This window comes from Pseudoalteromonas sp. 2CM28B (assembly GCF_023161935.1).
In genome coordinates this window covers 299058-313392 of record NZ_JALNTH010000001.1, presented here as the reverse complement: position 1 = coordinate 313392, position 14335 = coordinate 299058, and the positions used below count along the sequence as shown (strand labels likewise).

The 14335-nt window shown below is 40.5% G+C and carries 16 protein-coding genes; 6 read left to right on the top strand and 10 right to left on the bottom strand.

Annotation, left to right across the window (positions count from 1 at the left end):
• Positions 1-135: 135 nt before the first annotated feature.
• Positions 136-915, top strand: coding sequence for a DUF2189 domain-containing protein (locus MTN96_RS01455; RefSeq protein ID WP_248530558.1), 780 nt, complete (start codon positions 136-138; stop codon positions 913-915).
• Positions 916-1004: 89 nt separating this feature from the next.
• On the opposite strand, the gene MTN96_RS01450 is transcribed toward MTN96_RS01455, so the two are convergent.
• Positions 1005-1784 carry a nucleoside-binding protein gene (locus MTN96_RS01450; protein WP_055252763.1) on the bottom strand — a complete coding sequence of 260 codons (780 nt, stop codon included), beginning with the start codon at positions 1782-1784 and terminating at the stop codon, positions 1005-1007.
• Positions 1785-2395: 611 nt separating this feature from the next.
• Between MTN96_RS01450 and dps the strand changes: the two genes are divergently transcribed.
• A complete protein-coding gene (gene dps, locus MTN96_RS01445) occupies positions 2396-2911 on the top strand; it encodes a DNA starvation/stationary phase protection protein Dps (protein ID WP_004587573.1) in 516 nt (171 codons plus the stop codon).
• Between the two features lie 250 nt (positions 2912-3161).
• On the opposite strand, the gene MTN96_RS01440 is transcribed toward dps, so the two are convergent.
• The gene (locus MTN96_RS01440) at positions 3162-4529 is read right to left on the bottom strand and encodes an alkaline phosphatase PhoX (RefSeq protein WP_248530557.1); all 1368 of its coding nucleotides are present in this window, start codon (positions 4527-4529) and stop codon (positions 3162-3164) included.
• Between the two features lie 206 nt (positions 4530-4735).
• Between MTN96_RS01440 and MTN96_RS01435 the strand changes: the two genes are divergently transcribed.
• Positions 4736-5884, top strand: coding sequence for a hypothetical protein (locus MTN96_RS01435; protein WP_248530556.1), 1149 nt, complete (start codon positions 4736-4738; stop codon positions 5882-5884).
• A 67-nt stretch (positions 5885-5951) separates the two neighbouring features.
• On the opposite strand, the gene MTN96_RS01430 is transcribed toward MTN96_RS01435, so the two are convergent.
• The 4 genes from MTN96_RS01430 to MTN96_RS01415 all read right to left on the bottom strand — a co-directional run bounded on the left by MTN96_RS01430 (position 5952) and on the right by MTN96_RS01415 (position 8876).
• Entirely contained in the window at positions 5952-6629 is a 678-nt protein-coding gene (locus tag MTN96_RS01430) for a glutathione S-transferase family protein (RefSeq protein WP_248530555.1), read from the bottom strand.
• A gap of 70 nt (positions 6630-6699) precedes the next feature.
• The gene (locus MTN96_RS01425; RefSeq protein WP_248530554.1) at positions 6700-7341 is read right to left on the bottom strand and encodes a hypothetical protein; all 642 of its coding nucleotides are present in this window, start codon (positions 7339-7341) and stop codon (positions 6700-6702) included.
• Between the two features lie 15 nt (positions 7342-7356).
• Positions 7357-8166 (bottom strand): NERD domain-containing protein, encoded by an 810-nt coding sequence (locus tag MTN96_RS01420; RefSeq protein ID WP_248530553.1) that lies wholly within the window; start codon positions 8164-8166, stop codon positions 7357-7359.
• A 119-nt stretch (positions 8167-8285) separates the two neighbouring features.
• Positions 8286-8876, bottom strand: coding sequence for an ACP phosphodiesterase (locus MTN96_RS01415; protein ID WP_248530552.1), 591 nt, complete (start codon positions 8874-8876; stop codon positions 8286-8288).
• Positions 8877-9187: 311 nt separating this feature from the next.
• On the opposite strand from MTN96_RS01415, the gene MTN96_RS01410 reads away from it, so the two are divergent.
• Positions 9188-9490: a hypothetical protein gene (locus MTN96_RS01410; protein ID WP_248530551.1), complete on the top strand. Its 303-nt coding sequence runs from the start codon at positions 9188-9190 to the stop codon at positions 9488-9490.
• Between the two features lie 66 nt (positions 9491-9556).
• A complete protein-coding gene (locus MTN96_RS01405; RefSeq protein ID WP_248530550.1) occupies positions 9557-10516 on the top strand; it encodes a sodium:glutamate symporter in 960 nt (319 codons plus the stop codon).
• Positions 10517-10594: 78 nt separating this feature from the next.
• On the opposite strand, the gene MTN96_RS01400 is transcribed toward MTN96_RS01405, so the two are convergent.
• Together MTN96_RS01400 and sodC are read right to left on the bottom strand one after the other, a co-directional pair.
• Positions 10595-10828 (bottom strand): ChaB family protein, encoded by a 234-nt coding sequence (locus tag MTN96_RS01400; protein ID WP_055252757.1) that lies wholly within the window; start codon positions 10826-10828, stop codon positions 10595-10597.
• 14 nt (positions 10829-10842) lie between these two features.
• Positions 10843-11412, bottom strand: coding sequence for a superoxide dismutase [Cu-Zn] SodC (gene sodC / locus MTN96_RS01395; protein WP_282451837.1), 570 nt, complete (start codon positions 11410-11412; stop codon positions 10843-10845).
• A 508-nt stretch (positions 11413-11920) separates the two neighbouring features.
• On the opposite strand from sodC, the gene MTN96_RS01390 reads away from it, so the two are divergent.
• Complete coding sequence (locus tag MTN96_RS01390) at positions 11921-12166, top strand: DUF4235 domain-containing protein (RefSeq protein WP_004587585.1); 246 nt, start codon at positions 11921-11923, stop codon at positions 12164-12166.
• A gap of 88 nt (positions 12167-12254) precedes the next feature.
• On the opposite strand, the gene MTN96_RS01385 is transcribed toward MTN96_RS01390, so the two are convergent.
• Positions 12255-12749, bottom strand: coding sequence for a hypothetical protein (locus MTN96_RS01385; protein WP_054982822.1), 495 nt, complete (start codon positions 12747-12749; stop codon positions 12255-12257).
• 212 nt (positions 12750-12961) lie between these two features.
• A complete protein-coding gene (locus MTN96_RS01380; protein ID WP_248530549.1) occupies positions 12962-14194 on the bottom strand; it encodes a cytochrome C in 1233 nt (410 codons plus the stop codon).
• Between the last annotated feature and the right edge of the window lie 141 nt (positions 14195-14335).

Here is a 14335-nt window from a genome sequence, read left to right as displayed (position 1 = left end):
ACCAATAACAGTTACAAAAACAAATCAGTACATAAATTGACCGAAAATATTTTTATTGCGTATATATTGTTCAATTTGTAAATAAAGCCAATGTGTTCTAAACCTTTAAGAGACACCTTGTTAAGGAGCGTTGTTATGCCAACAACAAATACGATTAATAAACACTCTGAATTTGCCCGCTGCATTGAATGCAATAAGGTAAACACATTTGCGGCTTTTCACTGGCTAGCACTGGCATTTAAAGACATGGCCCGTGCGCCCATATTGAGCCTTATTTACGGGGTAATATTTACCCTTATTCCTGTTGCTATTGTTTACTGGGCAATGTTTACAGGTACATATTTAGTAATACTGCCTGCAACCGTGGCGTTTGCATTAATAGGCCCAGCCTTTGCGGCAGGCCTTTACGATGTAGCATGGGAGCTTGAAAAAGGGCATAAACCCACACTTAGCCACTCTATAAAGTCGATGTTTAGAAACCCAGTAGGCGAATGGGGCTTTGCAATAATGCTAATGGTTATCATGATTGCTTGGATGCGTTTAGCCGCGCTTGTGCATGCTTTATATCCTAGCCACGCCAATCCCACCTTTGAAGAGTTATCGGCGTTTTTAACGTTAGGCAGCATAATAGGAGGGGTATTACTGGTGACTGTATTTTCGCTTTCTGCTTTTGCTCCACAAATAATGATGGAGCGCCGAGTAGATATTATGACCGCTGTAATAAGCTCTATGAACGCTGTAAAAACTAACTTTGCCGCTATGGTGGTATGGTCAATTTGTATATTTTTATTGGTAGCTGTTGGTTTTGCTACCGGCGCCACGGGCTTTATTGTAATTATGCCTTTGCTTAGTTACGCCAGTTGGCATGCTTATATTGCAGTTATTAAAACCAAAAAACCTCGTGGTTACGAGTAACAACCAACCACTTAAAGTTCCAACCACACTGACTAAAAATAGCGCCAAAAGGCGCTATTTTTTTATCAGCCTAGCAAAGCAAGCTTTGCTTAAAATACCCAAATAGCATGTAAAAAGGGCTGGTTTTCTATTTTATTAGTCCCTAACTTGTTGTACCAATAGCGCCACTCTACCCCTACCATCAACTGCTGCGGGTTTAAATTAAAGTTTTGCCCTACATCCCAATGCACAGCGGGTTGAGCAAGCAACCACTCATTAACTTTATTGCCTAGTTCGTCATCACGCCCAGAAATATATTCTACGTGGCCGGTAAAATAAAATGCTTGGCTAGCTAGTGTAAAAGGTGCACCCCATGCAAGGTCTATAAAAATACTGTTGTCTTGCTTGGCTAGCTGATCTTTTTGCACGCCGCCATTGGCATCAATGTAACCTGCAAAAGTAGTTGTTAAAAAATCAAAGCCAGGGGCATCCCAGCTGAGCTTGATGCCTGGGGTGTATTTCATCAACCCCTCTTCACCGGCGTTTATACCAAACACTAAACCTGTGTCTTTTATTGCACCATAACGCACAGAGGTATCAAAGGCTTTTGATAAGCTAAGTGTTGTGTACCACTCGCCATATATACCCGTATCTTGAAAACCATCACTAAGGCTGTCGTTTAAAAAGTCGATAAAAAAGTAGTTATCACCTAAGTCATGCTCTGAGGCATGCTCTATGGTGTAGGTGCGTGTAAATGACGACTCCCCGGTAAAGGGATTTAAGGCATCGCCAAAATTTGTGTGAAGCTGTGTGACGCTCCAATTTTCTGCTAGTGCTGAGTGAGACAAAAGCAGTATAGATGTTGTAAACAGTGTTTTTAAAAAATTCATGATTTATTTACATAACCCCAATTAAAATGCGGCGGGAGTATATCAGTGAGCATTCACCAACTAAAGAGATTAAATAAGCACAAAGGCTGATTTTTAAAATCTAAGCAGTAAAGCCCAGTAGCGCGGCTTTAAAAGAGCAGCGTTAGCCCTGTATAAAACACCTGAATTAATCATTACGCAGGTAATAAATAAGCGCCTTTATATTTTGTATACCCTTGCTTAGCTTATTTACTGGGTTTTATTTAGAGGTTGTAGCGCGTGCAATATTAAGGTGAGCTTTAAAGGCAATTTAATAACGGCATGAATTGTAAGACTAGGTACTTTAGGTAGATGTATTACACAGACTACGCCTTATTGAGCATAAACAAATTTCAACTCTTTCGATAAACAGCCACAGCTTTTTTACTACTGTGCACAATTTACAAAAATAAGTGCATAAAATTCATATTCTACGCCTCTCCCTTTTTAACCCTACGTACCCAATTAAAAATAAAACATTAAATATCAATAATTTAAACAAATAAACTTGATAGGCATAGGCTTTGCTTCATGTATTGCAAGTTAAATGGTAGCAATGGCTACATACAACAAATTACACAACGGGAGACATTATGAGTAACTCACAACACCCAATTGAATTTACAGCCCCAGGTATGGATAACGAATCAGCAAAAAAAACAATTGAAACACTCGATAACCGACTCGTAGCGCTTTTAGACTTACAACTTACTTTGAAGCATATTCACTGGAATGTAGTAGGCCCAAGCTTTATTGGTGTGCATGAAATGTTAGACCCACAAGTCGATGCTATTCGCGAAATGACCGACACCATAGCAGAGCGTATTGCTACATTAGGCGGTACGCCACAAGGTACACCTAAGTCAATTGTAGATCGCCGCACATGGGAAGAATACTCATTAGGTAAAGCCTTTGTAGTAGAGCATTTAGGTGCATTAGACAAAGTATACAGTGGCGTAAACGCCGACCACCGCAAAGCCATTGGCACGCTGTCTGAATTAGACCCAGTATCAGAGGATATGATCACCAGCCAGCTAGGTGACTTAGAGCAGTTTCAATGGTTTGTACGTGCACACATTGAATCGTCTGCAGGTAAACTAAATCATTAATTTATTACCCACTTTGCCATACAAGGAATGTTAATAAGAGTTAAAGGACTAATAAAGATACAAGGATACGTTACATAAGTAGGTACAGGATGAAGTGCAAACTACAAGGACCCGTTGCTTATTACATAAAGGATGTAGTAAATGCACCAAGGATGATTAAAGCTTGCTAACGGATTTGGTAAACCTACAAGGATTGTTAAAATACAAACGCCTAGTATAGGCATGCTAAGCGTTTGTATTTTTTACCACTTTAAAGCTTAAAACTATCCCAAGGACCAGTAATAGCCAACGTTTTAGTTGGCATGTATACGTTTACAAACAAGGTTTGCCCGTCTGGTGAAAAACACGCCCCAGCAAGCTCTGTTTGCGCATGCAATTTAGCAAAGTTATACACCTCTCCTTTAGGTGTTACCCCGCGTAAATGGTTATTCACCGTGTCTGTGTATTGATCCTCACATACAATTAAATGCCCGTTAGGCGCTACCGTTAAATTATCACCAAAGTTGTATAACGACTCGTTTGTACTTTCTACAAATAGTTGTATTTTACCAGGCTCATTTTGCTCTAACTCAGTGCCTTCGTTTTTTGAAGGTGTGTACTTCATTACCTGACCTAACTGCTTTTTGCCCCCATTAGTACAGCAAAAATAAAGCTCACTTTTACCCCAATGTATTCCCTCTCCTCGTGCAAATAAGGCTGCACCTTTTTTATAACCTTGCTTACGTAGGTCATCATTTGGGCTTTTAGGGTTTGTGAGCGTTATCCATTCAACTAAAAGGTCGCTGTGTAGTGGCATGGCCGGTGAATCCCAATTTCGGCTATCAAACTGAGGCTGGTTTTTAATTACCATCGCTTGCAATGTGCCGCCTTTATTTAACTTATCGCGATGATGAGGAATAAACCGATAAAACAAACTATCGCCTCTATCTTCAGTTAAATAAACAATACCGGTTTGTGGGTCTATTGCTGCGGCTTCATGGTTAAAGCGGCCCATATCATATAATGGCTCTGGCTTAATTAGGCCTTTGGCGCTGGCTGGTACCTCAAAAATGTAACCGTGAGATTGAGACAAGCCATCGCTTTTATCCATAACGGTTTCTTCGCAGGTTAGCCAACTGCCCCACGGCGTTACACCGCCTGAGCAGTTTCTTATTGTGCCACACAGCGATAAATACTCTTGCTCTCGTTTTTGCTCTTTTACGTTATAAATAATATGGCTAGTGCCCCCTGGCAAAGCTACACCATTTTTAAATGAATCATAGGCTAAGGGGGTTTTGTGGTTACTAATTAAATCAGATGCTTTATTAATGTGTTTAGGTTGTAACTCATGGTTACGTATAAGGGCTACGCGTTCGTTATCTAATGCAATACAACCCATGCCATCGGCACGGTCGGGTACGTCTAAACCATCATCCATTTTATCGCCAAGTGCCGATATAACCCGATAACTAAAGCCTTTAGGTAAATCTAATAAGGCCTGAGGGTCGGCTATTAATGGGCCATAAGCAGGTAACTTTGTTGTTACTTCAGGTAAAGCAACGTTACCCATTGCGCTGCGCGATAAGCCAATAAACGCAAGCGAGCCTGCACTAAATAAAAACTCTCTTCTAGAAACCATTATTTTATTCCCGTGTTTTTTATTAAATCTATAGTAAAGGAAATAACTCCCTAGAAGTGCGGCGCTTTGCTAAATTCATCAAAATGTAATAATGTAACATTCCATCCGTACCAGATATCAGTTAATTCAACTTTAAACAATTGCCCTCACTGTTTAATAGTAGGATAGTAAGTTACTCAAATAACAACGGCTTAATTAGGAGTATCATGATCAAAGTATTACTAGCAACCAGCTTAATGGCCTCTTCATTCGCAGCTTTAAGTAATCCACTCACCGTTGAAGAACAACGCATCAGCAAAGCACAAACAGCTATGCCCACTGTGTTAAACGCCTTTAATAAAGAAGTAACCACCTTTGAGCAACAGTTTAAAGCGCTCAATAGCTTTAAAGAGGCAAAGCAGCTCATTCAAACCTATAGTTTTGAGCTGTGGGAAAGCGCTAAGCAACGCATTATTAAAACTAACAATTACGACGACCGAGCACTTTACTGGGCGCGCTTGCTTTCAAGCAAAATAATACGTACAACCGCAGCTAACGTTGAGCTATCTGACGCACAAATAAATACGCTGCTAAGCATGCTTGAAGAGGGCAGCCGAGGCCGCACCGATTTAGCTTTTTCATCAGGCAGTGATAAAAAAATTATACTTACCGGATTTGACCCTTTTTTACTCGACAAAAATATCAACCAAAGTAACCCATCTGGGGTCGCCGCATTGTTACTCGACGGCCAAGTTATTAATTACAATGGCGTTAGCGCCGAAATTAACACGGTTATGGTACCAGTACGCTACGAAGACTTTGACCAAGGTATAATAGAATCACTCCTTGCCCCCTACTACGCACTTAATAACGTCGATATGGTTGTAACGGTTAGTATGGGTAGAACCGAGTTTGATTTAGAGCACTTTCCTGGTAAACGCCGCAGCGTAACCGCGCCAGATAACGCCAATATTGTCTACGGTGGTACGCAAACAAGTCCTGTTATACCCAAGCTAAATGGCCGCCCACTACCTGGTAATGAGTTTGTAAAATTTAGCCTACCAGTAAGCGCCATGCAAAACGCCAAAGGCCCATATAAAGTAATCGACAACCGCGAAGTAACTACACTTAATAAAACCTTTAAAGCCGGCTCGTACGGCGCGCTTAAAAACAGTGTTGCGGTAAATGGCGGCGGGGGTGGTTATTTGTCTAACGAAATATCGTATCGTAGTATTCGACTGCGTGACGCGCTAAATTCGAGCATTCCTACTGGGCATATCCATACCCCGCGTATTCAACAATTTGAACCCGAAACAGAAGCCAACATAGTTAAACAAATTAAAGCAATGCTCACGCAAAGCTTAGTGGCATTATAATAAAGCTAAGCAATTAATATACATAAAAAAAGGGCAATATTAATTGCCCTTTTTTACTTTTTAAGCGTTAGCTCTTCGGGTAGTTAGATGGGAAAAACGCACGTTTGGCTTCTTCATCAAACTCTTTTTTAAAGGCGACATCGGTGCCAATTTTGCGTGCACGCGCAACCGCTGGGCGGCTATCAATGCTTTCAAACCAACGTTTTAAATTAGGGTATGGCGCTAGGCCTTCTTCACCAAGTACTACTGGCGCTTTATCAATCCAACCCCAAGCAGATACATCAGCAATAGTGTATTCATCACCCACTATAAAGTCGCGACCTTCAAGGTGTGCATCAAGCACTTCGTAATGGCGCTGCGCCTCACGCAAGTAGCGGTTAACGGCGTAATCAAGCCCTTCAGGCGCCATGTGTCTAAAGTGTACACTTTGCCCCGAATACGGCCCAAAGCCCGATGCTATAAACATTAACCATGAAAGCATTTCGGCGCGATTCTCTGGCTTACCTGCTAACTTACCGTGTTTTTCACTTAGGTACATTAATATAGCGTTCGAATCAAACACACGAGTTTCACCATCAACAATGGCTGGTGCTTTTGCGTTAGGATTGATGGCTTTAAACTCAGGTGTGTGTTGCTCACCTTTTAAGGTATCAAGTGGCACAAGTTCAAACGGTAAGCCTGTTTCTTCTAAAAACAAAGCAACCTTCATTGGGTTAGGTGTATGGTGAAAATAAAATTTGATCATAAAACGCTCCTAAAAGTAGTGGCTACAATTAAACCACAACTTGAGCAGTCGTTCAAATAACATGTATTACTTAGCTAAAGTACTTAACCAAACAACTCACCTGCATTAACCCTGCCCCAATATAAATAAATGTAACGCGCGCTTCTTCTTGTGCCTTTTTAATAAGCGCTACCAAAAAAGTGACTACAATAATAATTACACTTAATGCTAAGCCATATAAAAAAGAGCCACAAAAATGAGGTAAAACTGCAAGCAATCCCGCAATAATTACTGCGCCATAAAAAGCTACAAGCATACGAACGTTAAACAATATCCCAAGCAATGCAGTTATAAGCGCAGACGCATATAAAATTACAACCTCCCTAGGCCATTCGTAACTTAGTGGATGTTTAAAATTAAAGCTTGTAGAGTTTAAACTAGTAACCGCAGACGAAGTCGCGTGTATAAAAATACTAACTAATAAAGCGCCGATAAAAAATGCAGCAAATGCCGAAACAGCACCGCCGCCTGTATACCCTGCTTTCTCTTTTTCTATCACTATAACCACAACACTCAATGCCGCACTGAGCTGAAACCATTGCCAGTAATCGTTACTAAAAAGGGGGATTGCTGCAAAGCCAATAACGGGAACTAATATTTTGGCTTCTTCGTTTTTGTGTAATAAATAAAAAGCCATAATAGCTATATAAAACAGTGCCGTTACATCGGGCATAAAATCTACTTCCTTTTAAATTTCAACACTATTTCTACATTTAGGGAATGCACTACAGCCAAAGAACGTATTTCCTATATTAGTACCTTTCTTTGCTTTACGTAGTACCATTTTCTCACCGCAACGTGAGCATATCTGAGTTTCTGAGCGTTCTTTTTTTGGCGCCTGCTTATGTTCAATAATTGTTTTTACATGGCTTACATGTTGGCGATTTGTTTTAAAACTTGGCTTTAATTTTCCGCTTTCAATTGTATTTACTATATCGTTTTTAGTATTAGCACTAAGTACTCGCTCGGTTTTACTTTTAATGTACTCAATACCGCCGCGTGCAAACCTAACATTTTCAGGTAGTTTAGTTTTAAATGTGCTGTCGCCAATAAAAATAATAACCGAAAATAATGCGTTACTGTTTATACCTAAACACGACTCAAGTGTTTTTAAATGCTTGTAGTTTTGATGCAGGGGGTTTTGAAATTTTGATGAGTGTTTAAAAATTTTTTGTGTCCACATTTTTTGATTTGCTGAACCAAAAATCCAACCTTTCATGTTTTTAGTTTCCACCACAAACACACCAAACTCAGACACAATAATATGATCAATTTGCGTAGTGCCATTTTCAATGCCGTTTTCAAAAGTAGGCAGTGTCACATTTTTAATTAACGTGTAATCTGCCTTATTTAAAAACAGTTTAATTAGCACATTAACTTGCCACTCTCCCATCGCTCCTTTGAACCAAGGTGTTTTAAAAACCCCAATACAAATAAACAGCGGTATAAAGTACCAAAGTTGGCCTAATAGCGTGACCAAAATCGTAGAAAAATCCATATTTAGTTAATCCTTTAAGCTATACAAGTGGCAATAATAGAGCCGCGAAATTTAAAAAAATAAACTAGCAGTACACGTAATAATGCACGTTCAATACTAAACACATTTCAGCATTGTTTTTAATACGCCCTTTCTAAGGCATGTTCATTAACATGTTCAATTAACTCAGGGAAAAATGCTAAAAATACCGATTCTAACTCATGGTAGTTTTGCGCTATATCCTCAGCGGAACCTGCAAAGTTATTAGTAAAACGAATGCGTTTGGCTATGTTATCAAGCGCAAGCCCTACCCCTTCTATCGTTTCGTATTCTTTAAACCAATCGTTTGTAGTCATGCTGGTTACAACATGCTGCATGCGCGGTGGCATAACTGCTATGCGCTCATTTAAAAGTGCGTAGCTGCTGCGTTTAAAATCATATAAAGGGTGTTTATTAAATTGCTGCCAATGCCTAATTAAAAAGTGATCAAACAGCACGTCAATCGCTACGCCCGCAAAGCGCTTTCGCTCGGGTGAAAAGTACTGCTTAGTGGTTTTTACTAACGGGTGAGAGTCGGTAAATTTATCGACTAAGTAATGGTTTTCTAGTGCACTTTTAACGCTATTGGGCAGGTATTCTGCGTGCCTGCGTCCACCAAAATCACCTAATAAATTGCCAAAGTGTGAATCGGCAGTTGGTTGTGCAAAGTAAAGGTGAGCTAAATAATTCAACGTAATCCCAATGGGTTTAAACAAACTTAATTTTGCCAAATAGTAACGCACATTTAAGCGAAACTCACACGAGTGTTTAGCGCGCTCCCTGTGTAATTACCTAACACTTTAGTTTGAAAATTATACAAACACTCTGTAAAGCCGTTGCACTCAATTCAGCATTAAATATTTAAAATAGAATTATCAATAACTTAAAATTTAAAAATCGCTGGAATATATATTGCTACTTAGCGTATTTAGCACTCAAACATGTATAGCTCTTTTTATTAGTGAGTAGTTTAAAGGAGCATAAAACATAGGTTAAATCAGTTATGGATATAGCTATATTTTTTAAGTCGTTACTACTACTGGCCTTTTTTTTAACGCTAGGTAATTTAATTAAGTACACATTTTTAAAGGGCTTAATTGTGCCCTCATCTTTAATTGCTGGCGTATTAGCTCTTTTATTAGGGCCACAATTACTTGGTGAGTATATTAATTTGTCGCTCCAAGGCACTAATTTATGGATAGATGAAAAGGTCACAAGCATATGGAAGGAGTTACCTGGGTATTTAATTGTAGTGGTGTTTGCAGGTTTATTTTTAGGTAAAAAAATACCTACAATTAAACAATAGCTAAATCAAAGCCTACCCAATTTAAGCTTTGGCTACAGCATTGCTATAGGCCAATATGTGGTGGGTATGATCACGGCATTATTAGTACTTGCCCCTTTATTTGATACCAACGAAGTTGCCGGCGCACTCATTGCGGTGGGTTTTCAGGGCGGGCATGGCACCGTAGCTGGCCTGCAATCCACTTTTGAAAGTATCGATTTTGCAAAAGGTATGGACTTGGGGTTAGGTATAGCAACAATAGGCCTTATAAGCGCCATCATATTAGGGACTATTATGTCTAACCGCACCGATGGGGGCGACCAAGAACTTGAAATTAGCCACGACGAAAAAGTAGAGGTAAAAGACCGCCCATTTGGCCTGCACTTTGCTATTTTAGGCACAGTTGTTATTGTTGCTTGGCTTATTCTTAGTGGCTTACAAGTAGCCGAAAAAAGCCTTTTTGCCGATTCATCGGTAAAAATACTTGAGTACATGCCTTTATTCCCCATTGCGATGATGGTGGGTTTAGTGGTGCAAATAGTGCTTAATAAATCAGGCATGGGTAACTTAATTAGTCACTATCAAATAAACCTGCTTTCTAACCTCTCCCTCGATTTACTAATAATTGCCGCACTGGGTGCGCTTAACTTATCGGTACTTGCTAAATATTGGCAAAGTATTTTAATTTTAGGCGCAGTGGGGGTTGCCTATAGTGCAGCTATTTACTTTTTCTTTGGTGGGTGGTTTTTCCCAAAGGATTGGAAAGTGAGAGGAATTGGCGAGCTTGGGCAATCTATGGGCACTACGGCGGTTGGGCTGTTAATGCTAAAACAGGCTACCTCAAACCCAAGCGAGCATATTCGCCCCTTTAGTTACAAACAACCACTTTATGAGCCCGTGGTTGGCGGCGGTATTGTTACCGCCCTTGCTCTCCCTGCCATTGCTAATTTTGGGCCGTGGGCATTTACTATTATTATGGCGGTTATATTAGCCTGTGTAGTGGGTGGTTTTGCCTTTTATAAACGCCGCAAACACAAAAGCGAGTAGCCTAATTGCGCTATAAAAAAGCCGCTACAACTTTTGTAGCGACATTTTTATGCATTGGTTTTTTACTTGTACAAGTAACTAATTACTCGACTTAACCCAATTTCCATTATCATTTTTACTGTAGCTATTTTTAACCGCAGACCAAGCCACTTTATGCGCTGTGGTTTCGCGGTCGTCGTCGTTTTTTCTCTCGCTTGGGTCCTCGTAGGTATCCCACGCGCTATTAAACGCCTCTTGATATATCTCTTGGGCATGTTTAGGTAAGTTACTTTTTACCGAATCCGGTAACTCGTTTGTGTTTTGATAAGGCATAAATAATCTCCGAATTACTTAATTACGCCGCACGCAACACGTTTACCACCGCCACCTAATTTCTTGGGTTCGTCGGCATAATTGTCGCCCCCTTTGTGGATCATCACTGCGTGTTGTTTAAGCTGCTCAAGCTTGAGCCTTGGCGCTAAAACAGGCGATTTAGCTTCGCCACGCTCATTTATAAATAACGCAGGTAAATCGCCTAAGTGGCCATTACTCCAGGGTTCATCGTGGTGTTTAGCGCTGTTAGGATCAAAGTGCCCACCAGCAGCACCGGCCGGTACAACTTTACCGTTTTTTTGCTTTGGCTCGCAGCTAGCATATTGATGAACATGAAAGCCATGCTGCCCAGGCGTTAAGCCTTTAAGCGCAGGGGTAAATACCACCCCGTGCTCATTTTCTGTCAGTGTAACGGTGCCAAGTAGCTCACCTTGCCCCGACTTACTTACTGCATGCATATCAACATCTACATTCGCCAATGCGCTATTTTGTAGCATTGCAGCGGTAAATAATATGGCGCAAGCTGGTTTAAAAATACGTGCTACGCTTTTTTTAGCGGTTGAATCAAACTGTAAACAATTCATCGTGATCTCCTCATGTAGTATCAGGTTTGTAAATAACGCGACTGCTCAGTTATTAGGTACAATCTCTATACCAAGCTCACTGTAGGCAAAAAATTTCACCTGCGCTAAACGTAACGCATTGATTAAAAATAAAATAAACAAGGCTAGATAATTAACCACTACACATACTTAAAATTTACTGCGTGTTTTTGCTTAAACGCTGCACAAAAACTAGTGCAAATTTACAAAAGAAATGACAACTTTACAGGCTTAACACGCCCACCCGCCTAATACTAAGTACCGCTCAAAACGGGTAAAAAAGCAGCTTAAACACTTAATAGTGCATTTACTAATACCGCGCTAAGCCAATAGCACAGCGCGTTTAATAAAAATACACGGCACATGCACATGCTAAAATAAACCATGCTCACAACGCCTTCTGCGCTATCGGTATACTAATTGCTGAACATACTAGTGTTATTAAACGGGTTATAGATGACCCTATCGCTATTAAACAATCGAGGGAATTATGAGTAACAAGCAACTAATTAAAACACTAGGTATAGGCCTAGCCGCCGCATCAGCTGGCATGCTAACCAGAAAAAGTTTACAAAAGTCGTGGGAAAAGGTAACCAACGAGCCCGCCCCAAAAGACAAGCCAAGCGAGCATACAGATCTTAAAGAAGCCGTTACATGGGCAGTGGTATCTGGCATTGGTGCAGGCGTGGCAAGAATGGCCGTACATTATGTGCTCGACAAACGTAAATCTAAGTAAGCTAATAGCTACTAAAGTGCAACGTAAAAAAGCATAAAAAAAGGTGAAACTAAGTTTCACCTTTTTTATTACTTTAAACTAATTAGCTTTACGCGGTAGACACACTACTCGCGCCTGCATTTTTAAGTATTTCTTCAATCGCGCTTTTGTTATCGCTGTTGTACTTAACACCAATTAATATAGAGCCTTTCTCAATGGCGTCTTCGTAAAATTTAACTTCGTGTTCAGGAATAAACGCCCCAATAGCAGCGCCTAAACTTCCGCCAACCGCAGCACCAGCGCCGCCCGCTGCAAAAGCAGCCACTAGTGGGCCTGCTACTAATAAACCTGTACCACCGGTTGCCACGGTACCTACGGCAGTAAAACCGCCAACAATTGCAGCTATAATACCACCAGACGCTGCACCAACAATGCCGCCTTCAGCCGCTTTGGTTCCCTCGTCTAAGGCAAAGTCTTCCTTTGCGTATGAGTCATTGGCAACAATGCTTATATCAGCTTCATTAATACCTAATGCTTCTAATCTATAAATAGCCAGTGTTGCTTGTGATGCGCTTTCAAATAACCCAGTAATAACCGTGCTCATAATAACTCCTTTATTTATTTAAAAAATACAGCTATTACTAAGCAAAACCCAAACCACTTAAATTGTATTTATTAATCAATAAGTTAAATAACAAACCGAAACTACTGCTTTCATTTACACAGTAAATATTGCTAACCGTTGTAAAAAACTCCTACCACATAAATAAATGCACTAACGCTAAGCGCTTTTATATAACGCGTTAATAAACTCAATTACTTAGACCAAGTAATTTCGGCTAATTGATTAGTAGCCGTTTGATGAATAATTAAGCCGTTATTGCCCATACGCATGTGCCTAATTAAGCCAGAGTAAACCCCTTCTTTACTCGGAATTTGCCAGCTTTGCATGGTTTGAGTTTTTAAATCAAACCTAACCAGCGTTTCGGGGCGCTTAGCCGACTCATTAAACCAAATAGCATTATCGGCATATTCAATGGCATACGGGTGGCTGTTTTCGCCGCTGGGATTATCCCACTGCGTTATTTTACCGTTTTTGGGGTTATAGCGACCAAGTTTACCCATGCCAGAGTTTACATAAAACACCATATCATCAGGCGTAATAGCAAGGCGCCTAGTATGTGTTTTAGCACCTGGGAGTTTTATTTCGCTAAGCTCCATGGTGTTTTTATCAACTTTAACCAAACAGTTACTGCCATTACACGACACCCACGGCGTCCCGCTAGAATCAAGCTTTATACCATAAGGCCGCGAGCCTTTAGTGGGTAAAGTAGCCAGCTTAATATCGCCGCTTTTAGGGTTTAGCCTGCCAATCATGTTGCTGTGCTGCAGGGTAAACCAAAATATACCCGCATCATCAAATACGCCTGTATGTGGGTCACGGGCGTTTTTATCAGGCATTTTATACACTTTAAATTTTTCGGTTTTTAAATCTAAATACCCAACCGTGCCATTTTTATTACCTAAAAACCAAGGGGTTTGGTTTTTATCAAGCGATACACTGTGCGCATATGTACCATTTGGCAAAGTGTACTCTTTCATTTCACCGGTTTTAGGGTTTAACCTACCTAAAATATTGCCCCACTGGCCAACCCACCAAATAAGCCCGTTTTTACCTTGCACAGGGTCGCGAGCGCGCTGCCCAAGCGTAGGCACTTGCCAGTATTTAAAGCTAAGTTTTAAATCGCCTTTAACCACCGTTGACTCGCGCTTAGTGTTAACAGGGTAATGCTTAGCTAAATACGCGCTAATATCTTTACTAAGCGCAGTACCCTCGCCGGTATCAACCATATAGCTTATGAGTGTTTGCCAATCCGCTTGGCTATAACCCGCACTGCGCTCAAGGTTGTTTAAACTATGGCAACTGGCACAAAGCTGCTCGACTAATACCCCAGGCTCGTTACTCAATACAGGTAACGGCGCAGCTAAAGCCCCTAGCGCAGCCATTGCAGCAAAGTGTTTATTAAATAAAAATCGATTTTTATGCATAACGCCCTCCCTTTTTTAATATTAAAGCATAGGGCGAAAGTGTTTACTATATGAGCACTTTTAGCTTTTAGCTTTTAGCTTTTAGCTTTTAGCTTTTAGCTTTTAGCTTTTAGCTTTTAGCTTTTAGCTTTTAGCTTTTAG